This window comes from Amycolatopsis nivea, from assembly GCF_004522235.1.
Taxonomy (GTDB): Bacteria; Actinomycetota; Actinomycetes; order Mycobacteriales; family Pseudonocardiaceae; genus Amycolatopsis; species Amycolatopsis nivea.
Window position 1 is genome coordinate 1 of the sequence record NZ_SDLT01000076.1, and the last position, 19,807, is coordinate 19,807.

A 19,807-nucleotide genomic window follows, 5' to 3' on the forward strand; every position below is an offset into this window, starting at 1 on the left:
CGAACAACTAACCACCCAGGTTCCGCAACACCCTCTCAGGGTTCCCCTCACGGACATCACCTGGAGCGGAGAAGCAACACGGGCCGGTCCGCATCGCACCTGCCCTCCCCGCGCGGGGAGTTGCCGTTCCGGCAAGATCGCGTGCGCTCCGGGCCCGGCTCCGGCGACGCTGGACGGACCCGACCCGAGGAGCCGACCGATGACCACCGACGCGACCCTGTTCTGGGACGAAGTGCACGCCGCCCGGCCGCCCGCGGACCCGAAGCCGAACGCCCGGCTCGTGGAAACCGTCTCCGGCCTTCCCCCTGGCGCCGCGCTCGACCTGGGCTGCGGCAACGGCGGCGACGCCCGCTGGCTCGCCGGCCGCGGCTGGACCGTGACCGCCACCGACATCTCCGCCGTCGCCGTCAACCGCCTCTCCGGCCCGAGGATCACCGCGGTGCGGCACGACCTGCGGGTCAGCTTCCCGGCAGGCGAATTCGACCTCGTGACGGCGCACTATCTGCAGACCCCCTTCGAACTGGACCGGTCGGCGGTCCTGCGCACCGCCGCGCACGCACTGCGGCCGGGCGGCCGGTTGCTGGTCGTGGACCACGGCTCGATCGCGCCGTGGTCGTGGAACCAGGACCCGGACGCGCATTTCCCCAGTCCGGCCGAGATCGCCGAAGACCTCGCCCTCGACCCGGCGCGGTGGGCCGTCGAGCGCGCCGACTCCCCCACCCGCCTCGCGACCGGACCGAACGGCCAGGTCGCCGAGGTCGTCGACCACGTCCTGCTGATCCGCCTGAACCCCTGAGGAGACCACTGTGGCCCGCCGTCGCGACACCCCGCCGCCCCGCACCGGAAGCAGCGAAACCGAAGTCCTGCGCGGATTTCTCGACTATCTCCGCACCTCAGTCGCCGCCAAGGTCGACGGCGCGCCGGAACCCGAAGCCCACACCGCCATGGTGCCGTCCGGGACGAATCTGGCCGGCCTGCTCAACCATCTGACCTTCGTGGAGCGGTCGCTGTTTCTCGGCGAAACCGTCAAGAGCTGGCCATCGACCTTTCGCACCAAGGACAATGTCGCCGACGTCGTCACCCGCTATCGCGAAGCGGTCAAGCTCGCCAACGAAGTTCTCGACAACTGCCCGGATCTTGCTTCGGCACTGCCGGGTCGCGACGGCCCGAGCGTCCGCTGGGCGCTGACGCACATGATCGAGGAAACCGGACGGCACGCCGGGCACGCCGACATCCTGCGCGAGCTGATCGACGGCACGACCGGACGCTGAAAACCAGTGGCCCCGACCCGGCGCGCCCGGCCATCATGGAAGGCATGACCACCGCACGCATGGCGAGCCCCGACCTGGGGCCCGTTCTCGTGCGCTGACACGACCAGCCCCGGCCGTCGCCGGGGTCTCTCCGCCGTCGTCCGAGGGCGGAGAGGGTTGTCCATGACCGACTTGATCACCACCGCGATCCCTTATGTCAACGCGGAACCGCATTTGGGGCACGCGCTCGAACTCGTGCAAGCCGACGTCCTTGCCCGGCACCGACGGTTGCGCGGCGCCGAGGTCCACCTGCTCACCGGCACCGACGACAACGCGCTTAAGAACGTCACCGCGGCGAAAGCGGCAGGCGTGCCGGTGCAGGAGTTCGTGAACCAAGGCGCCGCGCGATTCGCCGCGCTACAGGAACCGCTCGGGCTCGCCGTCGACGATTTCCTCCGCACCAGCACCGATCTCCGCCACCTCGACGGCGTCCGGCGCCTGTGGCGAGCCAGCGCCCAACGCGGCGACTTCTATCTCCGCGACTACACCGCCCGCTACTGCGTGGGCTGTGAACAGTTCTACGCGGACGACGAACGCTGCCTGGAACACGAAACCCCGCCGGAAGTCGTCACCGAACAGAACTGGTTCTTCCGGCTTTCCCGCTATTCCGGAGAAATCCGGGACCTGCTGGAATCCGGCCGACTCCGGATCGAGCCCGCCGCCCGGCTCCGCGAGGTGCTGGGCTTCGTGCGCTCCGGGTTGTCCGACCTCAGCGTGTCCCGGCCCGCCGCGCGCTCGGACGGCTGGGGCATCCCGGTGCCCGGCGACCCGGACCAGGTGATTTACGTCTGGTGGGACGCACTCGCCAACTACCTCACCGCCGATCCGGCGCGCTGGGCCGAAGCAGCCGAACGCGTGCACGTGATCGGCAAAGGCATCCTGCGGTTCCACGCCGTGTACTGGCCCGCGCTGCTGCTCTCCGCGGGCGAACGGCTGCCGGACACCATCTTCGTGCACGACTACCTGACCCTCGACGGCGCGAAGATCTCCAAGAGCACGGGCAACACCGTCCGCCCGACGGACCTGATCGGCCAGTACGGCGCGGACGCCGTCCGCTGGTGGCTGCTGCGCGAGGTCGCCCCGCTCGGCGACACCGACTTCACCGAAGCACGGCTGATCGCGCGCGCCGACGACGAACTCGCCAACGGTCTCGGCAATCTCGTGCACCGCGTGCTCAGCCTGGCCCGCCGCACCGACCGGATCGCCCCGTCGAGTCCACTAAGGACCGTGCACACGCTCGCCGACCGGATCGACTCGGCACTCGCCGACTTCGACTTCCGCGCAGCCACCGGGGCGTTGGTCGAGGTAATCACCGACGCGAACCGGTACGTCGAACAGACCCGGCCCTGGACGTTGCACGGCACCGAACTGGAAGAGGCATTGGGTACCGTCGTAAGCACTTGCCGGGAACTGGCAACGGAACTCAGCCCGTTCCTCCCGGACGGCGCCGCCCGCCTGCGCGCCCAACTGGACCGCGGCGAACCGGCGCGCCTCTATCCCCGGCTACGTCAGCAAACGGGGCACTAGGCGGACGTAACAGACCATGCCGACCACCTCGACCAGCGTCTGCGTCACCACCACGACCGCCGCGACCGCGAACTCGTCCGGCAACGCCAGCGCCAGCGGAAGCACCACCAGCGAATTCCGCGTGGCCCCGGTGAAAACGATCGCGCGCCCGCCAGGAACGTCCAACCGGAACAGCCGCGCGACGCCCAGTCCGGCGAACGCCATCACCGCCAGGAAAACCACGGAGAACGGCACCACCGACGCGACCGGGCCGAGTCCGCCGTGGAGCTTCGGGGTTTGCGACGCGACCACCGTCGCCAGCGTCGCAGCCATCAACGGCACCATGGCGGACCCGGCCGCGTCGGCGAACCGGCGGCCGGTCGCGGCCCGGGCCGCCCAGGCCTGGGTAAGCCAGGCCAGCGCCAGCGGGATCGCGATCAGCACGAGGAACGCTTCGAGAAACGGCCCGGGCCGCACGACCTGTGCCAGGTCCGCGCCGAGGAAGAGGAACAGGAATCCGGGCAGCAGGATCATCTGCGCCAGCAGCAGCAACGGCGTCGCCGCGAGCAGGCGGCGGCTGCTGCCTCCGGCAAGACCGCTGAAAACGATCACATAGTCCACGCACGGGGCCAGCAGCACGAGCAGCATGCCCAGCCGAAGCGCTTGTCCAGCCGGGAAGAAGGCGGACATCGCCGCGACGACCAGCGGCACCACCACGAAGTTCACCGCCAGCGCGGCGCCGAGGAACCGGCCGTCACGCAGGGAGCGGCCCAATTCGGCGGCGGGCACCTGGAGGAACGTGACGTACAGCAGCGCCGCCAGCACCGGGTTGATCGCCGGTTCCAGCCCCGGCCCGGCGGACGGAGCCAGCCAGCCGGCCAATGCGCCGACGGCGAGCGCGCCGAGGTAGATGACGACCTGGTGCCGTTCCATCCGCGACACCAGACCTGACGACTGCGACAACGGGCGCGCTCCTCGGTCCGGCCTCGTGCGTGTTCATCCGGGTCCAATCGCGACAGACACTCACGACAGTCCACTGAGGATAGCGTCGATGCCGAACCCGAACGCCTCGTCCGAATCCCCGCTGTGCGACGGATCCTCCTCGACGATCCCGGCGCGCACCAGCTCGGCGTGGTTCTGTTCCTCCGCGACGAACCCGAGTACATAGTGGACAACGGTGCGCGCCGCCCACTCCGCGTGCCGCTCGTCGTACTTCCCGGTGAACAGGCGGCGCAACGCGTGCGTGGGCACCAGCAGATCCGGCCGGTACGCCTGCACGAACGACACCACCTCGGCCCCGTCGCGGACCTGCAGCAGCGCCGAGCGGAAGTCCCCGGCCGCCTCGCGCGGGTCCTTCGCCACCCCGGGCAGCCCCTTCAGGATCCGCGCGGCGACGACGGCGAGCAGCTCCTGTTTGTTGGCGACGTGGTAGTACAGCGCGCCCGGCTGGACCCCCAGGTCGAGGGCCACCCGGCGCATCGACAAGCTGCTCAGCCCCGCTTCCCGCAAAAGCTCGTACGCCCGGTCGACGATCTGGTCTCGCGTCACCTTCACCCCTCTCATTCTGCCCGCCGCTTGCTTCCGGCCGATCGGCCGCCTAGGATTTGATAGGTGTTCAAAACCTTCGACGACCTGGCCGACCGGCAGCTGGCCGGCGGCGTACTCGACCGAACTGACGCCCGCGCGGTGCTGGAAGCGCCGGACGAGGACGTGCTCGGCCTGGTCGCGGCGGCCGGGCGGCTGCGGCGCGCGCACTTCGGCAACCGGGTCAAGGTCAACTACCTCGTCAACCTGAAATCGGGCCTGTGCCCCGAGGACTGCGGGTACTGCTCGCAGCGGCTCGGGTCGTCCGCGCAGATCCTCAAGTACTCGTGGCTGTCCGCCGAGGAAACGGCGCGCCAAGCCGGCGCGGGCATCCAGGGCGGCGCGTCGCGGGTCTGCCTGGTGGCGAGCGGGCGCGGGCCGAGCGACCGCGACGTCGACCGGGTCGCCCAGGCGGTCGAGGCGGTGAAGTCCGCGCATTCCGACGTGGAGGTGTGCGCCTGCCTCGGGCTGCTCAAGGAGGGGCAGGCCGAGAAGCTGCGCGACGCCGGGGTCGACGCGTACAACCACAACCTGAACACGAGCGAGTCGCGGTACTCCGAGATCTGCACGACGCACGGGTACGACGACCGCGTCGACACCGTCGAAAAGGCCAAGTCCGCGGGGCTTTCCGCGTGTTCCGGCCTGATCGTCGGCATGGGCGAGACCGACGACGAGCTGATCGACGCGATCTTCGCGCTGCGCGACATCGGCAGCGATTCGATCCCGGTCAACTTCCTGATGCCGTTCGAGGGCACGCCGCTCGCCGGGACGTGGGAACTGAGCCCGCTGCGCGCGCTGCGCATCCTCGCGCTGGCCCGGTTCGCTTGCCCGGCAACGGAAGTCCGGATGGCCGGCGGCCGCGAGATGCACCTGCGGTCGCTGCAGCCGCTCGCGCTGCACGTGGTCAACTCGCTGTTCCTCGGCGACTACCTCACCAGCGAAGGCCAGGCCGCGAAGGCCGACCTGGAGATGATCGCCGACGCCGGCTTCGAGGTCCTCGGCGCGGGCGAACAGCAGCAGGCCGCGCACGCGACCCCGGCGCTCCGGGAACGCGGGGCGGGCACCGCCGCCGCACCCAACGCGTGACCGCCATGGTGTCGATGCACGACTGGCTCACCGCCGCCGAACGGGACCGGCACGTCGCCGGTCTCGTCCGGCGGACCGATGATCGGCGGCATCCGCGAAAGTCCACATTGGACCTCGCGTCGAACGATTACCTGAGTCTCAGCACCGATCCTCGACTGCGCGCGGCCGCCGTCCAAGCCGTCGAGAAGTACGGCGTCGGCGCTGGCGCGTCCCGAGTCGTCACCGGCACCACACCGTGTCACACGGAACTGGAACGGGAACTGGCCAGCCTCACGGGGCAACCGGCCGCGCTCGGTTTTTCCAGTGGCTACACGGCAAACATCGGCGTGATCACCGCACTCGGCTCGCCGGACACGCTGCTGATCACCGACGCGCACATCCACGCCTCGCTGATCGACGGCGCGCGGCTGTCCCGCTCCCCCGTCGCGATCTGCCCGCACAACGACCTGGACGCCCTCGAGCGCTTGCTGCGGGACCGATCGCAGGAACGGGCGATCGTGGTGGTCGAGTCGATCTATTCGGTGCTCGGCGATGCCACGGACCTCGTGCGCGCCGCGGCATTGTGCACTGAATACGACGCTTTCCTGGTGGTCGATGAAGCACACGGCATCGGCGTCGCAGGCAACGGCCGGGGCGCGGTGCACGCAGCCGGTCTCGCAGGAGCGCCGCACGTCGCGGTCACCGCCACGCTGTCGAAAGCTCTGGGCGCACAGGGCGGCGCGGTCTTAGGATCGCCGCTGCTGCGCGAACATCTGGTCAACACAGCGCGGACGTTCATCTTCGACACCGGCCTCGCCCCCGCCGCGGCAGCGAGCGCGGCGGAAGCGTGCCGGATCATCGCGGCGGAGCCTTCGCGGGTCGAGGATCTGCACCGCGCCGCCGCCACGATCGCCGCCGCCGCAGGGGTTTCGCGCGCGCCGGGTGCGGTGCAGTCGATTCCCGCGGACTCTCCGGAGCAGGCCGTGGCTGCCGCGAATCAGCTGTACGAACGAGATATCGTCGTCGGCTGCTTCCGCCCGCCAAGCGTCCCGGACGGCATCTCCCGACTCCGGCTGGTTGCCCGTGCCGGGGTTGACGTGGACCGCGCCGAGGACGCTGCGCGACTGGCTGCGCAGTGGTCGCGCGCGGCGAGCATCGTCTGAGCAGACGCCCCGCCGCCGAGCCTCCGTCGATCGCACCACGCAGGGATTGCCGACACCGCAACGGTTTCGCGAACCCCCGACGCGATGCAGCCAATCCCCGCGGAGCGCCCCGGACGTCTTTTCCCGGCCCTGGCTCGCCGCGCAATAGTCACGCGCGGCGAGCCTCGTCTGACCGCCTCTCGACCGGCATTACCCGGCTACTCGCCCCCGCCAGGACTGACCTGCACCGCGCTCAGCGCTCCCCGCGACTCCCCACTCACCACACCCCGCGCGTCGTCCGACCGCTTCCGGAACAACGCGTCCACTGCCAACGCCCCCGGCCCGGTGAAGGCCAGCAACAGGAACGCCCAGCAGAACATCGCCGCGGGTTCCCCGTGGTTCTGCAGCGGCAGCAAGCCGTCCGGCTGGTGGACGACGAAATAGGCGTACGCCATCGAGCCGGACGCGAGCAGTGCCGCGATCCGGGTGCCGAAGCCGAACGCGACCAGCAGGCCGCAGCCGAGCTGGATCACCGCCGCGTACCAGGACGGCCACACGCCCGCCGCGACGGTTCCGCCTTTCGGGCCGCCGCCGAAGACGCCGAACAGCGCCGCCGCGCCGTGGGCCGCGAACAGCAGCCCGACGACGATCCGGAACAGGCCGAGCACGAACGGGACGGCCCGGTCGAGCGCACGCTCTGGCATGGGTCCTCCTCGGAGAGTCACTAAGGTTAGCCTTGCCATACCGTACGCACCGAGACCTCTCCCGTCCAGACGCTGTGCCGTTTAGATAAATCCGGCTGAACCGTTCTGGAGCCAGCCGCGTGTCGGAGAAAGGGCGACACCCACGCACCACTGGAGGCTGGGATGACTGGCACAACCCCAAGAACTTTCGGACTGCTGACCGCGCTGGCCGCGGCAGGCCTGTTCGCCGCGGCATGCGGCGGCGGCAACAGCGGCGGGACAACCGCCGCACCACCCGCCGCGCCGACGCATTTGACCGACAGCAAAGGCGACACGATCTACCTGTTCGCCGCGGACCACGACGGCCAGTCCGCCTGCGCCGCGAGCTGCGCGAGCTACTGGCCCCCGGTCGCCGCGGGCACGCCGCTCACCGGGCCGGCCCAGGGCAGCGTCGGCGCCATCACCCGGCCGGACGGGTCCAAGCAGGAAACGCTCGCCGGCCATCCGCTGTACCGGTACATCGGCGACAAGTCCGCAGGGCAGACCAACGGCCAGGGCCTGAACCTGAACGGCGGGCTCTGGTGGATGGTCGCCTCCGACGGCACCGCGATCACCACGACCAGCTCCGCCCCGGCGGGCGGGTACGGCGGCGGCAGCTACTGAACGGCGAAGTAACACCCTTCCGGGTAGGTGCTGTCTCAATTGGGTACCTCTGATCAGGGGAACTTGACCAGGCAGCCGAATAAGACCAAACTTCGCTAGTGATATAAGTACTCCCGTCGTCCCCGCATCGAAGGAGTTCGTCAGTGACCTCGTCGTTCGTCATCATCGGAGCCGGGCTGGCCGGAGCGAAGGCCGCGGAAGCGTTGCGCGACAAGGGATTCGACGGGAAGATCACCATCGTCGGCGACGAGCGGCACCTGCCCTACGAGCGTCCGCCGCTGTCGAAGGACTACCTCGCGGGCAACGCGGAGGCCGAGAGCTTCCAGGTGCACGACGCCGCGTGGTACGCCGAGAAGAAGGTCGACCTGCGCCAGGGCGTCAAGGCGACGGCGATCGACCGGGACCGGAAGCAGGTCGCGCTCGACGACGGCACCAGCCTCGGCTACGACAAGCTCCTCCTGGCCACCGGCGCGAGCCCGCGCGAGCTGCCGGACACCGCGGGGATCCACTACCTGCGCCGGATCGAGGACGCCGACCGGCTCAAGGAGCTGTTCGGCACCGCCTCGAAGCTGGTGGTCGTCGGCGGCGGCTGGATCGGCCTCGAAGCGACCGCCGCCGCGCGCCAGGCCGGGGTGGAGGTCACCGTGGTCGAGGCGCTCGAACTGCCGCTCATCACCGCGCTCGGCCGCGACGTCGCCCCGGTGTTCGCCGACCTGCACCGCGCACACGGCGTCGACCTGCGGCTCGGCGTCCAGGTCGAGCACATCACCAACGGCGGCCAGGGCAAGCGGATCCGCCTCGGCGACGGCAGCGTCCTCGACGCGGACGCGGTCCTGGCCGGGATCGGCGCGAAGCCGAACGTCGAACTGGCCGAGGCGGCCGGCCTCGACGTCGACAACGGCGTGGTCACCGACGCGAGCCTGCGCACGAGCGACCCGGACATCTTCGCCGCGGGCGACGTCGCGAACGCCTACCACCCGTTCCTCGGCAAGCACCTGCGCGTCGAGCACTGGGCGAACGCGCTCAACCAGCCCGCCGTGGCCGCGGCCGGGATGCTCGGCAAGGAGGAGTCGTACGACGAGCTGCCGTACTTCTTCACCGACCAGTACGACCTCGGCATGGAGTACCTGGGCACGATCGAGGGCCACGACCGCGTCGTGTTCCGCGGCGACGTGCCCGGGCGCGAGTTCATCGCCTTCTGGCTCAAGGACAACCGCGTCCTGGCCGGGATGAACGTCAACGTCTGGGACGTCACGGACCCGATCAAGGCGCTCATCCGCTCCGGCAAGGCAGTGGATCCGGACCGCCTGGCCGACCCCGAGGTCCCGCTGGAGGACCTCGCCTGATTTCGGTGCCGGCGGGCCGTTCCGGACTGGTTTCCGGAGCGGCCCGCTAGGCTTTCCCGCCGTGGCGACCGAAGTTCTCTCCGCCGGGTGGGACTCCCCGTGCTACGTCGTCCGGACCTCGGCCTTCGACGCGAAGTTTCTCGTCGGCGGCGGCGAGGAACCGGACGAGGTGGACAATGTCGACGTCGAGGTCCACTACCCCGACGGTTCCCGGTGGAGCGCGACGATGTTCACCCTCGACGAGGTGGACCGGATCATGCGCCGCTGGGAAGGCACCGGCGAGTGCGCCGGTGGCAGCTACTTCGCCGTTCCAGACGGGCTGATCGTCCGCGAACCCGGCGTGCGGAAGATGACCGCCGTGCTGATCGCGATGCACGACAGCGGCGAACTGAGATCTCATCTGCTGCGCTTGGCCGACTAGCCCCGGGGCAGCAACCCCTCCAACGCCAGCTCCAGGAACCGCCGCCAGTCCCCGCTCCCCGTGCGGACCACCGACGACAGACAGCCGACGAGCAGATACACGTCCCCCACCGTGCAATCCGCGCGGAGCACCCCCGCCGCCTGGTCCGCCACGATCGCCTGCGCCACCACGATTTCCAGCTCGGCCAAGGCGTCGCCACGCGGTTCGCTCCCCGCCGAACCGCGCGCCATCTCGATGGCCGACGACAGCGCCCGGTCCCCGGACAGCACCTCGCCGACGTGCCGCAGATAGCGCTTGACGCCGGATTTCCCGTCGAGGCACCGCTTCCGCGCGTACTCCGCGATCTCGGCGAACCGCTGCTCCGCCAACGCTTCCACGAGCGCCCGCCGGTCCGGGAAGTTCCGGTACACCGTCCCGACGCCCACCCCGGCCACCCGCGCGATCTCCGGCAACTGGACGTCGTCCTGCTCGGCGAGCAGCGCACGGGCCGCCTCGAGCACCCGCGCCCGGTTGCGTTCCGCGTCCGCCCTCGGCTTGCGCTCCGTTGACAACCGACGCCCTCCTCCGGTTAATCTGGAAACGGACTCCGCTTCCACTATGTTTGCGAGGATACCCCATGACGAAAGACCGTTTCCTGCTCCTGCAGCCCGGCGAGGCGCGACCGGGCCGGGTGCCGCTGCCGCCCGCGTTCGCGGTGAAAGCGATGACCGGCGACACCGAGACCCGGTTCTCGCTGCTGGAGGTGACGCTGGCACGCGACATCCCGCGCCACGTCCACCACGAGGCCGACGAATGCATTTACGTGCTCGAAGGGGAACTGGGCATCGACTTCGCCGACGAGACTCACGTCGCGGCGAAGGGGATGTTCGTGCTGCTGCCGCACGGGGTTCCGCATGCGCTGCGGGCGGTTTCGGACCCGCCGCCGCGGTTGTTGCAGATCTCCTCGCCGGGCGGGTGGGAGCACTATCTGGAGGATCTCTTCGAGGCCGGTCCGGCGGTGCTGACGGACGGCGCGGTGGACCCGGTGAAGATCAATCCGGTGGCGGCTCGGTATTCGATCACCTACGGGGAATGAGGGTCAGTTCTGCGGCACCGGCCAGACCGCTGCGGGATGACAGTGTTCCGGGCACGCGAGCAGGTGCACCGCGTTGCCGAGTAACAGCACATAGGAGTCTCCATAGGAATCGTGGCGCTGGTCCGCTCGGCCGGGCCGCCTCGAGAATTCGGTGCACTCCGGAATCTCGCACAAGAACGCCATCTCGGCACCGCACGCGCAGACGTGCCGTTGCGGATCCTGAAGCCAGCACGGCAGCCCGCCGACTTTGAACTCCATCCGGCCGGTGCTCCGTTCGGTGAACCCTTCGCGCGGGACAGGCCGCCACACGGTTTCCATCTCATACTCCGGAGAACGCGCCGGGGTGATCCAGCACGTGTGGATTTTCCCAGTAGCGCTCCGGAAGCTGCTCCGGATCTCCGGGCAGGCAGGCCGCGTCGTTGTGCATCGGGCACTGGAACACGAGCAAGTGGTCGCCGCCGAACCGCGGGATGTCCTGCGGGACGTCCAACTGGAAGAACAACGTCATCCGCTCGCCGCAATAGCACTCCGGCCAGTCCTCGCCCTCGGGCAGGATCGGCCTGCCGCCGAAGGTGTTCCGCGAACCGGGGCCCGCCGGAGTGGACGGGTTTTCCACCAGATACATCGGCAGATCGGAGCGGCGGACCGCGGGCGACGGTCCGAAGGCAGTCACCGGATCAGCCTAGGGCAGCCCGGAATTCCCGTCCGGCTTTCCGCCGAAAAGCCCGGCAAAGAGCGGGCACCGCCGTGAAGTCCGGTGCCCGCTCGTGCCGGTCACGCCGTCCGCAACCGTCGCCACTCCCACGTGGCCAAGCCGGCGAACAGCACCGTCGCCACGCAGGCGACCGCCGTCAGCAGCCACTCGGCTTCCCCGCCTCCGCCGTCCGGAGACGCGCCGGTCGTGCGTTCGATCCAGTCCGGGACCGTGAGCGTCAGCACCAACGCGACCGCGCTGAGCACCGCGAGCGCGGCCTCCGCCGCGATCCGGAACTTCTGTGCAGTGTTCATGACACCCTCCCTGCTCTCAGTACTTCGCCGCGTTGAGACGGGTCCGCCAGGTGTTGCCCGCGCCGGCGTATTCGCCGTAGCTCCACACGGTCCGGGAATCCGACGGGTCCCGGCCGATGCCGAAGTAGTCACCCCATCTGCCGCCGGTGTAGGCGCTCTGCCCGGCGATCACCGAAGCGCTGCCCTGCAACGTGCCCGGCGGATCGGTGGCGAGGCGGCCGGTCTGGCGGAAGTGGCCGTACTCGTCGGCGGCGGACCGGCCGAACGCCACGTGGGCGTTGCGGGAAATGTCGGTCTGGATCACCGGGAAGAAATAGTGCCTGCCCGGCGCGCCGAAGGCGCCCTGTTGCGTGATCGCGTGGCTGGGCACGTCGATCTCGTACCACTGCACCACTGACCGGGCTTCGGTGTCGCCCCGCCAGCTGTACGCGGACGTGTGCGTCGTCCACAACCGCTGGGTCCGGCCCGCCGCCTGGAAGACCGCGTTGAGCAGCCGGGTGTCGTTCGTGGCGATTCTCGTTGTCCCGCCGTCCTTTTGCACCGCGCCGGGCGGCAGGTTGTAGCTGCGGCACGGTACGGCGGTCGCGGCCAGCGTCGGCGCGCCGCCAGACCACAGGCCCAGCGGGTTCGACAGCGTCCACAGCGTCAGGCTCGACCCCGACGGGAACAGCGAGTTCACCAGGTAGGCGCGCGGATTCCCGCCCACGCCTTGGAAATGGCAGGCCGGCTGGACGGAGAACGCGGCGCTCCCGTCGGGGTTCTTCAGGCCCCAGAAGTCCCACCAGCGGATTGTGTGGCCGCCGCCGGACCCGCCGCCGTACAGCTCCGCCTTGTTGAAGATCCGCAGTTTCGCGTAGGCGAACCCGCCGCCGAAGGCGAATTGGTTGGTGGACACGTAAATCGCCTGGCTGTCGAAGCCCAGCATCGGGTAGTCCGACCAGTTGCCGGTGGCGGTGGCCCCGTTCGCGGTCGCGTCGGTGCTCCAGATCCAGTACGCGCCCGCGGGGTCGGCCGTCTGCGAGACGCCGAGCATGATCCACGATCCCTGCGGGTTCGCGCGCCGGGCGGCGATGCAGACGATCCAGCGGCCGCTGTAGTGGTCGTAGGCCAGTTTCGGGTCGAACAGCTGCGCCCCGGCGGGCAGCACCGGGTTGAACATCGCGGTGAAATTGGCCCACCGGAACTGTTGCAGCCCGGTCTTGTCGTAGCCGACCAGGTCCACGTTGACCGCGGCCATGACCTGCTTCGGGCCGACCGCGACCGTGCAGTCCGGCGGCCGGAACGCGGTCTGCGAAATCCCCTCGAAACTCGCCGACGCCGCCGGGGCGAGCCCCTCGACGATCTCGTCCTCCGGCGGGTTCTCCTCCGACAGTTCCGCCGCCGCTTCCTCGTCCAGCTGCGCGTCGAGCGCGTCCCCCGGGGCCAGCGCCTCCGCGCCGTGCTCGCGCGCGCCGGTCTTCAGCCGGTCGTACTCCTCGACCGGAACCGGGAACCGTTGCGCGAACAACGGCGACCGTTCCGGGGACAGCGGTTCGGCGAGCAGTTCGCCGACCGTCAGATCCGCCATTTCCCGCGACGCGCCCCCGGCCGTTTCCCCTGCCTGGCCTTCGAGCACCTGTGCTTCAGGCATCACGGTGATCACCCTCTTCCTCCGCGGCCTCGTCGCCGGCCCGTGCCGGGGCGTCGGCCTCCTCCTCCCGATCGCGGTGCCGCTCGGCGGCCGCCTTCAGCCGTTCCAGCTCGGCGGCCGGGACCGGCATCCCGATCGGAATCTCGTACCCCGCTTCCGGTTCGGCGGGCGCGTTTTCGCCCGCCGGGCCGCTTTCCGCGCCCTCTCCGCGTCCGGCCCCGGACCGCGGCCCTTCCGGTTCGCTCATCGTTCACTCCCGGGAATTCCGCCCGAAAAGATCAATTCCGGCGAGGTTCACGAAAAAGGTCGCACCAGACCCGGCGACGGATACGGGACGCCGCCACCTTCAGCCGAACGGCGCAGCGGAAATCGATTGCAGCATTTTTTTCCCCGATTCGCCCGGAAGGCGCATAAAAACCGACCGGAAACAGTTCCGAAGAACCTTTCCAGCCATCCGGAGCCGCCCGTCCGGACTCGCCCCGAACGCCCGAATGCTGGCGGATCAAGCATCCCCGGCCCGTTCGCCCGGCTTGCGCCGCGTTTTCGGATCATCCCCTCAGGCGCCCAGAAGGCACGTCCACCTTGCGCATTTTGCCGTCCGACAAGTTGAGCACCCGGTTAATTCTTCACGCATTCCTTCGAAGGTAGGTAGTGCGCTTGCCCGGAATCGGCGGACGCTGGCGCGACCGTGCTCCAGGGAGGAGATTTCCGATGTCCCGACTTGCCCGTTTCGCCGCGCCTGCCGTCATTCTGGCCGGTTCGCTCGCTTTGGCCGCGCCCGCCGCGCACGCCGCCGTTCCGCACGCTCTCGCCGCTGCCTGCTCGCAGTCCTATCTTCCGCTGCCCGACCCGGCCTGCACGCCCGGCGCGACCAACCCGGACGTCACCCAGGACACCATCGGCGACACGATCTGCGTCCCCGGCTGGACCGCGACCATCCGCCCGCCGACGACCTACACCAACAAGCTCAAGAAGCAGGGCATCATCGACTACGGCTACTCCGACACCTCGCTCAGCTCGTACGAGGAGGACCACTTCCTGCCGCTCGAACTGGGCGGCGCGCCGAAGGATCCGAAGAACCTCTGGCCCGAGCCGCACGACGGCGACCAGAACTCCTACAGCAAGGATTCCGTCGAGAACGCGGTGAAGAAGGCGGTCTGCGCCGGGAAAGCCACCCTCGCCGACGCGCAGCACGCGATGCTTGCCAACTGGACCACCGCCGAGTCCGTGCTCGGCATCGACTGAGCGGGACGTGAAGGGCTCCTTGACGGAATCTGATTCCCTCAAGGAGCCCTTCACGGACTTCTGCCGAACGCGACGGCCTAGGGCGAGCCGTCGGCGGGCCGCGAAAGCACGGCCAGCCGCGGACGTCGCGTCTCCCCCAGCCCCGGTCCCGGACGATGGGCCCGGCACACCGTGCACACCACCGCGTGGCTGACCGGCGTCCCGTCCTCCTGCACCAGCCTGCCCACGTGCACCGCCTCGCGCCCGCACTGTCCACAGGGGACGGTCGCGCTCTCCGGGTCCACCAGCAGCCTGCTCATCTCGTGCTCCCTCCGACGTGCTCCGGCGAAAGCGTCCGGTTACCCGGCGTCTTCCGGGGCAAACCGGACGCCTCCGCCGTTCCGGTTTGGCCTGGCCGGGAACGGGTAAGCCGTCGGTCAGGCGGAAGGGAGCAGGCGATGGCCGCGCACCGGCAGCCGGATCCCCACCGGGCGCTGCGTTCGATGGAACGCGAGCTGCTCGCCACCGACGCGCTGTGGATGCGGCGCGCCTTCGGACAGGCGGCGTGGCCGCTTCGCCGGGTTTGGCCGGTGGCGTGCTGGGCGCTGACCGCGGTCGCGGCCGCCCTGGTCGTCTGCGGGATCGTCTTTCCGCCGGAGGTGCCGCTCGCGCTGCTCGGCTTCGTGCTGGGGGCGATCGCGGTGTGCGGGCACGTCGCCCGCCAGGAGTGTCTGCGTCCGCCGAGCCGCCGGACTCCCGGTCCGGGGAAAGGATTTCCATGCCGCCCGTCGTAGTCGTGACCGGGGCCAGCGCCGGAGTGGGCCGGGCCGTCGCCCGAGCGTATGGCAGCCGCGGCGCGAAGGTCGCCTTGCTGGCGCGGGGCGAGAAGGGGCTCGCCGCCGCGGCGGAGGACGTCCGGGAGGCCGGGGGCACGCCGCTGGAATTGCCGACGGACGTCGCCGATTTCGCCCAGGTCGACGCCGCCGCCGCCCGCGCCGAGGAGGAGCTCGGGCCGATCGACGTCTGGGTCAACGTCGCGTTCAGCTCGGTGTTCGCCCGCTTCGCCGACGTCAAACCGGACGAATACCGCCGGGTCACCGAGGTGACCTATCTCGGTTTCGTGCACGGCACGATGGCCGCTCTCGCGCGGATGAAACCGCGGGACGCGGGCACGATCGTCCAGGTCGGCTCGGCGCTCGCGTATCGCGGGATCCCGCTGCAGAGCGCGTATTGCGGGGCCAAGCACGCCATTCAGGGCTTCAACGAGGCGCTGCGCTGCGAACTTCTCCACGAGCACAGCGGAATCCGGACGACCATGGTGCAACTGCCCGCGGTCAACACGCCGCAGTTCACCTGGCTGCTGTCGCGGCTGCCCGAACACGCCCAGCCGGTCCCGCCGATCTACCAGCCCGAACTCGCCGCCCGCGCGGTGCTGCACGCGGCCGATCACCCGCGCCGCCGCGAGTACTGGGTCGGCACGAGCACCGCCGCGACGCTGCTGGCCAACGCCGTCGCGCCCGGCCTGCTCGACCGGTACCTCGCCCGCACCGGCTTCGGCGCTCAGCAAACCGGCCAGCCGCAACGGCCGAGCCAGCCCGCGAACCTATGGGAGCCCGCGGACGGCCCGCGCGGGTTCGACTACGGCGCGCACGGGGAGTTCGACCAGCAGGCGAAGACGCGAGACGTCCAGCCGGTGCTGAGCCGCCATCACGGTGCGGTCGCCGCCGGGCTCACCGCCGCCGTACTCGGCGCCGGGGAACTGCTGCGCCGCACCGCGCAGAAGCGAAATCGGCCCGCGGCCCGCGTAGCCGCTGGTCTGGCCACTGTCCGGCAAACGCTCCGGCGCGCCGCGAAGAAGGGTCGCCGGTGAGACCGTTCCGGGACCGCGCCGACGCGGGCGCCCGGCTCGCCGCCGCCCTGGCCTGCCGGGAATGGGCGGACCCGGTGGTCTTCGGGCTCGCCCGCGGCGGGCTTCCGGTCGCCGCGCCCGTCGCCGAAGAACTGGACGCACCGCTGGAACTGCTCGTCACCCGCAAAATCAGCGCACCGGGACAACCGGAACTCGGCCTCGGCGCCGTAGCGGCGGACGGGCCGCCGTTCTTCGACCGCGCCGGGCTCCGGGCGCTCGGGCTCACGCCGGAGGACATCGCCGGCCAGGTCGACCACGCCCGCACCGAGGCCCGCGACCAGGTCCGCCGCTACCTGGGCAGCCGCGCCCCGCGCTCGCCGGCGGGGCACGACGTCGTGGTGGTCGACGACGGCGTGGCCACCGGCGGGACCGCGATCGCCGCGCTGCGGGCCCTCCGGGCGCACGCACCGCTGCGGCTGGTCTTCGCCGCTCCCGTCGGCGCACCGCCCGCGCTGGACAAGCTCTCCCGCGAGGCGGACGAGGTGGTCTGCCTGCGGGAGCCGGAGGAATTCCGCGCGGTCGGCGAGTTCTATGCGGACTTCAGCCCCACCAGCGACGAGGAAGTTCTCGCCCTGGTGCCCCCGTGATCAGTTGAACGCGGACAGCAGCCAGAACATCAGCGCGGCGACCCCCGCCGCCGCCGGGAACGTCAGCACCCAGCCGAGCACGATGTCCCGCGCGATCCCCCACCGCACCGCCGAAAGCCGCCGCGTCGCGCCGACGCCCATCACCGCCGCCGTGATCACGTGCGTGGTCGAAATCGGCGCCTTCACCGCGAACGCGGTCAAGTACAGCACCGACGCCCCGACCGATTCCGCCACGAACCCGTGCGGCGGGTCGAGCGGGAAGACGCGGCGGCCGAGCGTCCGCATGATGCGCATGCCGCCCGAGCAGGTGCCGAGCGACAGCGCGCCGGCGCACACCAGCGTCACCCACAGGGGCACCGCGAACGTGTCCTGTTTGCCCGCCGCGATCAGCGCCAGGACGAGCACGCCCATGCCCTTTTGCGCGTCCTGCAGCCCGTGTCCGAGCGCGAGCGCCGAGGCCGACACGATCTGCATCCGCCGGAACACCCGGCCGCTGCGGTGCGGGTTCGCCCGGCGCAGCAGCCAGAGCACCGCCACCATCGCCGCGTAGCCGAGCACGAGCCCGAGCAGCGGCGAGGCGACCATCGGCACCAGCACTTTTTCCACGATGCCGGTCCAGTGCACGGTGCTCGCCGCGGCCAGCGCGGCCCCGACCATCCCGCCGATCAGCGAATGCGACGACGAGGACGGCAGCCCGAAATACCAGGTCACGAGGTTCCACGCGATCGCGCCGACCAGCGCGGCGAGCACCACGGTCAGCGCGCCCGGACCGGGCGGGACGTCGATGATGCCCTTCGCGACGGTGGCGGCGATCCCGGTCGACAGCAGCGCTCCGGCCAGGTTCATCACCGCGGCCAGCACGAGCGCGGTGCGCAGCGGGAGCGCCCTGGTCGAGACCGCGCTGGCGATCGCGTTGGCCGCGTCGTGGAAACCGTTGGTGTAGTCGAAGAAGACCGTCAGCACCACGACGGCGACCAGCGCGGCGGTGCTGTCCACTCAGGACTCCTTGACCGCGATGGTCTGCACCACGTCCGCGACGTGCTCGAAGCCGTCGGCCGCCAGTTCGAACTGTTCGACGACCTCCTTCGCCTTGAGCACCTCGAGCGCGTCGGCTCCCGGCTGGAAGAGGTCGGCGAGCATCCGCCGGTAGGTGTGGTCCGCCTCGTTCTCCAGCGCGTTGATCTCGATCCAGTACGGCGACAGCTCGCCGACCTTCGAGAGCCCCGGCATGGATTCCGCGGTCAGCTCCGCCGCGCGGCACAGCACCCGCAGCATTCCGTCGGTGCCCGGCGGGAACTTCTCGAGCCGGTACAGCACCGCGAGGTCGGCGGCGGTGTCCACAAAGTCCAGCACGTCGTCGATCCGGGCGGCCAGCGCCTGGATGTCCTCGCGGTCGAACGGCGTGACGAACGTGCTGTTCAGCTCGACCATGATGGTGTGCGTCAGGTCGTCGCCGGCGTGTTCGACCTCGTGCAGCCGGGCCGCGATCGCCTCCCGGTCGGGCGGCGACGCCTCGGTGAGGTCCCGCAGGAGCGCGGTGGCGGTGACGAGGTTCGCGGCCGCGTCCGCGAGCAGCTGGAAGAACTGGCTTCCGCGAGGTTTTATGCGCATCGGAGCAAAAGCTACCCCGTAACCCCTTCGCTCACACCGGCGCGGTGTGCCGCGCGCCCGGATTGGGTACCCGCCGGGCAACAGGGAGGAAGGAGCGCCGATGCGTCCGGTGTGGCAGGGTGCGCTGTCGTTCGGGCTGGTGAACGTCCCGGTGCGGATGTACAAGGCGGTCGAGGACCATGCCGTGCACTTCACGCAGTTCCAGCGCGGGACTCAGGACCGCATCCGCTACCGGCGGGTGAACGAGCGGACCGGCGACGAGGTGTCCTACGACGACATCGTCCGCGGCCGGGAGGTCGGCGACGACGAGTACGTGCTGGTCGAGCAGGAGGAACTCGACGAGATCGCGCCGGGCCGGTCGAGGTCGCTCGAGGTGGAGAGCTTCGTGGACCTCGAGGAGGTCGACCCGCTGTTCTTCGACCGCGCGTACTGGCTCGCGCCCGCCAAGGAGGAAGCGCAGCGCCCGTACGTGCTGCTGCTCGACGCACTGTCCAGCCGGGACAAGGCGGCCGTCGCGAAGTTCGTCTTCCACGGCCGCGAACACCTCGCGCTCGCCCGCGCCGGCGACGGGGTGATCGTGCTCAACACGCTGCATTACGCCGCCGAGGTGCGCAACGCGGACGACGTGCCGCAGCTGCCCGCCAAGGCCAAGACGAACCAGAAGGAACTGGACCTCGCGGTCAAGCTGATCGACGCGATGACCGAGCCGTGGAAGCCCGACGAGTTCCGCGACACCTACCGCGAGCGGGTGGAGGAGCTGATCGAGGCCAAACGGGCCGGGAACACCGTCACGCCCGCCGCCGAGCCGGAGCAGCCGACGAAGGTGGTCGACCTCATGGAGGCGCTGGCGAAGAGCGTGCGCGGCAGCCGCAAGCAGCGCACGCCGGATCTGTCCGAGCTGTCCAAAACGGAGCTGCAGAAGCTCGCGAAGGAACGCGACGTCAAGGGGCGTTCGAAGATGTCGCGGGCCGACTTGGAGGCTGCGCTGAAGGCCTCCTGACCAGTGAAAGACATCCCAGGAGCTTGAATGTCAAGCCGCAACG

Annotated in this window: 26 protein-coding genes; 14 read left to right on the plus strand and 12 right to left on the minus strand. The window is 70.2% G+C overall.

What is annotated here, in order from left to right; genetic code table 11:
• The first annotated feature begins 199 nt into the window (after positions 1-199).
• The 3 genes from EIZ44_RS43155 to EIZ44_RS43165 all read left to right on the plus strand — a co-directional run bounded on the left by EIZ44_RS43155 (position 200) and on the right by EIZ44_RS43165 (position 2,837).
• Complete coding sequence (locus tag EIZ44_RS43155) at positions 200-796, plus strand: class I SAM-dependent methyltransferase (RefSeq protein WP_134734486.1); 597 nt, start codon at positions 200-202, stop codon at positions 794-796.
• Between the two features lie 10 nt (positions 797-806).
• Positions 807-1,271: a DinB family protein gene (locus EIZ44_RS43160; protein WP_134734487.1), complete on the plus strand. Its 465-nt coding sequence runs from the start codon at positions 807-809 to the stop codon at positions 1,269-1,271.
• Between the two features lie 162 nt (positions 1,272-1,433).
• Positions 1,434-2,837 carry a methionine--tRNA ligase gene (locus EIZ44_RS43165; protein ID WP_134734488.1) on the plus strand — a complete coding sequence of 468 codons (1,404 nt, stop codon included), beginning with the start codon at positions 1,434-1,436 and terminating at the stop codon, positions 2,835-2,837.
• Here EIZ44_RS43165 and EIZ44_RS43170 read toward each other — a convergent pair.
• Both EIZ44_RS43170 and EIZ44_RS43175 read right to left on the minus strand, forming a co-directional pair.
• Positions 2,814-3,749 carry a bile acid:sodium symporter gene (locus EIZ44_RS43170; RefSeq protein WP_205673488.1) on the minus strand — a complete coding sequence of 312 codons (936 nt, stop codon included), beginning with the start codon at positions 3,747-3,749 and terminating at the stop codon, positions 2,814-2,816. The genes EIZ44_RS43165 and EIZ44_RS43170 overlap by 24 nt on opposite strands.
• A 90-nt stretch (positions 3,750-3,839) precedes the next feature.
• Positions 3,840-4,379, minus strand: coding sequence for a TetR family transcriptional regulator (locus EIZ44_RS43175; RefSeq protein WP_134734490.1), 540 nt, complete (start codon positions 4,377-4,379; stop codon positions 3,840-3,842).
• 48 nt (positions 4,380-4,427) lie between these two features.
• Here EIZ44_RS43175 and bioB point away from each other — a divergent pair, with 48 nt between their 5' ends.
• Both bioB and EIZ44_RS43185 read left to right on the plus strand, forming a co-directional pair.
• A complete protein-coding gene (gene bioB / locus EIZ44_RS43180; RefSeq protein WP_037813235.1) occupies positions 4,428-5,486 on the plus strand; it encodes a biotin synthase BioB in 1,059 nt (352 codons plus the stop codon).
• Positions 5,487-5,491: 5 nt separating this feature from the next.
• A complete protein-coding gene (locus EIZ44_RS43185) occupies positions 5,492-6,628 on the plus strand; it encodes an 8-amino-7-oxononanoate synthase (protein WP_167754469.1) in 1,137 nt (378 codons plus the stop codon).
• 197 nt (positions 6,629-6,825) lie between these two features.
• Here EIZ44_RS43185 and EIZ44_RS43190 read toward each other — a convergent pair whose 3' ends face one another.
• Positions 6,826-7,311 (minus strand): DoxX family protein, encoded by a 486-nt coding sequence (locus tag EIZ44_RS43190; protein WP_134734492.1) that lies wholly within the window; start codon positions 7,309-7,311, stop codon positions 6,826-6,828.
• Between the two features lie 162 nt (positions 7,312-7,473).
• Between EIZ44_RS43190 and EIZ44_RS43195 the strand changes: the two genes are divergently transcribed.
• From EIZ44_RS43195 to EIZ44_RS43205, 3 genes are all read left to right on the plus strand, one after another.
• Positions 7,474-7,953: a COG4315 family predicted lipoprotein gene (locus EIZ44_RS43195; protein WP_134734493.1), complete on the plus strand. Its 480-nt coding sequence runs from the start codon at positions 7,474-7,476 to the stop codon at positions 7,951-7,953.
• A gap of 143 nt (positions 7,954-8,096) precedes the next feature.
• Positions 8,097-9,299 carry an NAD(P)/FAD-dependent oxidoreductase gene (locus tag EIZ44_RS43200; protein WP_037813240.1) on the plus strand — a complete coding sequence of 401 codons (1,203 nt, stop codon included), beginning with the start codon at positions 8,097-8,099 and terminating at the stop codon, positions 9,297-9,299.
• Between the two features lie 61 nt (positions 9,300-9,360).
• Positions 9,361-9,720, plus strand: coding sequence for a hypothetical protein (locus tag EIZ44_RS43205; protein WP_134734494.1), 360 nt, complete (start codon positions 9,361-9,363; stop codon positions 9,718-9,720).
• On the opposite strand, the gene EIZ44_RS43210 is transcribed toward EIZ44_RS43205, so the two are convergent.
• The gene (locus tag EIZ44_RS43210; RefSeq protein WP_134734495.1) at positions 9,717-10,271 is read right to left on the minus strand and encodes a TetR/AcrR family transcriptional regulator; all 555 of its coding nucleotides are present in this window, start codon (positions 10,269-10,271) and stop codon (positions 9,717-9,719) included. The two genes, EIZ44_RS43205 and EIZ44_RS43210, sit on opposite strands and share 4 nt — an antisense overlap.
• Positions 10,272-10,336: 65 nt before the next feature.
• Between EIZ44_RS43210 and EIZ44_RS43215 the strand changes: the two genes are divergently transcribed.
• Positions 10,337-10,795 (plus strand): cupin domain-containing protein, encoded by a 459-nt coding sequence (locus EIZ44_RS43215; RefSeq protein ID WP_134734496.1) that lies wholly within the window; start codon positions 10,337-10,339, stop codon positions 10,793-10,795.
• Between the two features lie 3 nt (positions 10,796-10,798).
• Here the strand turns inward: EIZ44_RS43215 and EIZ44_RS45290 are convergent, their stop codons facing one another.
• From EIZ44_RS45290 to EIZ44_RS43235, 5 genes are all read right to left on the minus strand, one after another.
• On the minus strand, positions 10,799-11,113 hold the full coding sequence (locus tag EIZ44_RS45290) for a hypothetical protein (protein WP_205673486.1): 315 nt from the start codon (positions 11,111-11,113) through the stop codon (positions 10,799-10,801).
• A 1-nt stretch (position 11,114) separates the two neighbouring features.
• Positions 11,115-11,468 carry a hypothetical protein gene (locus tag EIZ44_RS45295; protein WP_205673487.1) on the minus strand — a complete coding sequence of 118 codons (354 nt, stop codon included), beginning with the start codon at positions 11,466-11,468 and terminating at the stop codon, positions 11,115-11,117.
• A gap of 101 nt (positions 11,469-11,569) precedes the next feature.
• Positions 11,570-11,803, minus strand: a complete 234-nt coding sequence (locus EIZ44_RS43225; RefSeq protein ID WP_134662372.1) for a hypothetical protein — start codon at positions 11,801-11,803, stop codon at positions 11,570-11,572.
• 16 nt (positions 11,804-11,819) lie between these two features.
• Positions 11,820-13,433: a hypothetical protein gene (locus EIZ44_RS43230; RefSeq protein ID WP_238606997.1), complete on the minus strand. Its 1,614-nt coding sequence runs from the start codon at positions 13,431-13,433 to the stop codon at positions 11,820-11,822.
• Entirely contained in the window at positions 13,426-13,680 is a 255-nt protein-coding gene (locus tag EIZ44_RS43235) for a hypothetical protein (RefSeq protein ID WP_134662373.1), read from the minus strand. The genes EIZ44_RS43230 and EIZ44_RS43235 overlap by 8 nt, the downstream gene beginning before the upstream one ends.
• Before the next feature lie 464 nt (positions 13,681-14,144).
• Between EIZ44_RS43235 and EIZ44_RS43240 the strand changes: the two genes are divergently transcribed.
• Positions 14,145-14,678 (plus strand): hypothetical protein, encoded by a 534-nt coding sequence (locus tag EIZ44_RS43240; protein ID WP_037813252.1) that lies wholly within the window; start codon positions 14,145-14,147, stop codon positions 14,676-14,678.
• A gap of 77 nt (positions 14,679-14,755) precedes the next feature.
• Here EIZ44_RS43240 and EIZ44_RS43245 read toward each other — a convergent pair whose 3' ends face one another.
• A complete protein-coding gene (locus tag EIZ44_RS43245; RefSeq protein ID WP_037813255.1) occupies positions 14,756-14,977 on the minus strand; it encodes a hypothetical protein in 222 nt (73 codons plus the stop codon).
• A gap of 138 nt (positions 14,978-15,115) precedes the next feature.
• Here EIZ44_RS43245 and EIZ44_RS43250 point away from each other — a divergent pair, with 138 nt between their 5' ends.
• Genes EIZ44_RS43250 through EIZ44_RS43260 form a run of 3 tightly spaced genes read left to right on the plus strand, consistent with a single transcriptional unit; the run spans position 15,116 to position 17,153 of the window.
• The gene (locus EIZ44_RS43250; protein ID WP_134662375.1) at positions 15,116-15,451 is read left to right on the plus strand and encodes a DUF3040 domain-containing protein; all 336 of its coding nucleotides are present in this window, start codon (positions 15,116-15,118) and stop codon (positions 15,449-15,451) included.
• Positions 15,436-16,527, plus strand: coding sequence for an SDR family oxidoreductase (locus tag EIZ44_RS43255; RefSeq protein WP_134734497.1), 1,092 nt, complete (start codon positions 15,436-15,438; stop codon positions 16,525-16,527). Before EIZ44_RS43250 ends, EIZ44_RS43255 begins: the two co-directional genes overlap by 16 nt.
• Positions 16,524-17,153 carry a phosphoribosyltransferase gene (locus EIZ44_RS43260; RefSeq protein ID WP_134662377.1) on the plus strand — a complete coding sequence of 210 codons (630 nt, stop codon included), beginning with the start codon at positions 16,524-16,526 and terminating at the stop codon, positions 17,151-17,153. Before EIZ44_RS43255 ends, EIZ44_RS43260 begins: the two co-directional genes overlap by 4 nt.
• Here EIZ44_RS43260 and EIZ44_RS43265 read toward each other — a convergent pair whose 3' ends face one another.
• Together EIZ44_RS43265 and EIZ44_RS43270 are read right to left on the minus strand one after the other, a co-directional pair.
• Positions 17,154-18,149, minus strand: coding sequence for an inorganic phosphate transporter (locus EIZ44_RS43265; RefSeq protein ID WP_134662378.1), 996 nt, complete (start codon positions 18,147-18,149; stop codon positions 17,154-17,156). It lies immediately after the preceding gene.
• Entirely contained in the window at positions 18,150-18,764 is a 615-nt protein-coding gene (locus EIZ44_RS43270; RefSeq protein ID WP_134734498.1) for a DUF47 domain-containing protein, read from the minus strand. It lies immediately after the preceding gene.
• A 100-nt stretch (positions 18,765-18,864) separates the two neighbouring features.
• Here EIZ44_RS43270 and ku point away from each other — a divergent pair, with 100 nt between their 5' ends.
• The gene (gene ku / locus EIZ44_RS43275; RefSeq protein ID WP_134662380.1) at positions 18,865-19,764 is read left to right on the plus strand and encodes a non-homologous end joining protein Ku; all 900 of its coding nucleotides are present in this window, start codon (positions 18,865-18,867) and stop codon (positions 19,762-19,764) included.
• Positions 19,765-19,807 lie beyond the last annotated feature (43 nt).

Excerpts from the sequence above, each read along its gene's own strand:
- EIZ44_RS43255 (WP_134734497.1), top strand. The coding sequence starts at position 15,436 with ATGCCGCCCGTCGTAGTCGTGACCGGGGCCAGCGCCGGAGTGGGCCGG.
- EIZ44_RS45290 (WP_205673486.1), bottom strand. The coding sequence starts at position 11,113 with ATGGAAACCGTGTGGCGGCCTGTCCCGCGCGAAGGGTTCACCGAACGG.
- EIZ44_RS43240 (WP_037813252.1), top strand. The coding sequence starts at position 14,145 with ATGTCCCGACTTGCCCGTTTCGCCGCGCCTGCCGTCATTCTGGCCGGT.
- EIZ44_RS43195 (WP_134734493.1), top strand. The coding sequence starts at position 7,474 with ATGACTGGCACAACCCCAAGAACTTTCGGACTGCTGACCGCGCTGGCC.
- EIZ44_RS43175 (WP_134734490.1), bottom strand. The coding sequence starts at position 4,379 with ATGAGAGGGGTGAAGGTGACGCGAGACCAGATCGTCGACCGGGCGTAC.
- EIZ44_RS43170 (WP_205673488.1), bottom strand. The coding sequence starts at position 3,749 with ATGGAACGGCACCAGGTCGTCATCTACCTCGGCGCGCTCGCCGTCGGC.
- ku (WP_134662380.1), top strand. The coding sequence starts at position 18,865 with ATGCGTCCGGTGTGGCAGGGTGCGCTGTCGTTCGGGCTGGTGAACGTC.
- EIZ44_RS43190 (WP_134734492.1), bottom strand. The coding sequence starts at position 7,311 with ATGCCAGAGCGTGCGCTCGACCGGGCCGTCCCGTTCGTGCTCGGCCTG.
- EIZ44_RS43185 (WP_167754469.1), top strand. The coding sequence starts at position 5,492 with ATGGTGTCGATGCACGACTGGCTCACCGCCGCCGAACGGGACCGGCAC.
- EIZ44_RS43230 (WP_238606997.1), bottom strand. The coding sequence starts at position 13,433 with ATGCCTGAAGCACAGGTGCTCGAAGGCCAGGCAGGGGAAACGGCCGGG.
- EIZ44_RS43250 (WP_134662375.1), top strand. The coding sequence starts at position 15,116 with ATGGCCGCGCACCGGCAGCCGGATCCCCACCGGGCGCTGCGTTCGATG.
- EIZ44_RS43270 (WP_134734498.1), bottom strand. The coding sequence starts at position 18,764 with ATGCGCATAAAACCTCGCGGAAGCCAGTTCTTCCAGCTGCTCGCGGAC.
- EIZ44_RS43235 (WP_134662373.1), bottom strand. The coding sequence starts at position 13,680 with ATGAGCGAACCGGAAGGGCCGCGGTCCGGGGCCGGACGCGGAGAGGGC.
- EIZ44_RS43225 (WP_134662372.1), bottom strand. The coding sequence starts at position 11,803 with ATGAACACTGCACAGAAGTTCCGGATCGCGGCGGAGGCCGCGCTCGCG.
- EIZ44_RS43245 (WP_037813255.1), bottom strand. The coding sequence starts at position 14,977 with ATGAGCAGGCTGCTGGTGGACCCGGAGAGCGCGACCGTCCCCTGTGGA.
- EIZ44_RS43165 (WP_134734488.1), top strand. The coding sequence starts at position 1,434 with ATGACCGACTTGATCACCACCGCGATCCCTTATGTCAACGCGGAACCG.
- EIZ44_RS43155 (WP_134734486.1), top strand. The coding sequence starts at position 200 with ATGACCACCGACGCGACCCTGTTCTGGGACGAAGTGCACGCCGCCCGG.
- EIZ44_RS43215 (WP_134734496.1), top strand. The coding sequence starts at position 10,337 with ATGACGAAAGACCGTTTCCTGCTCCTGCAGCCCGGCGAGGCGCGACCG.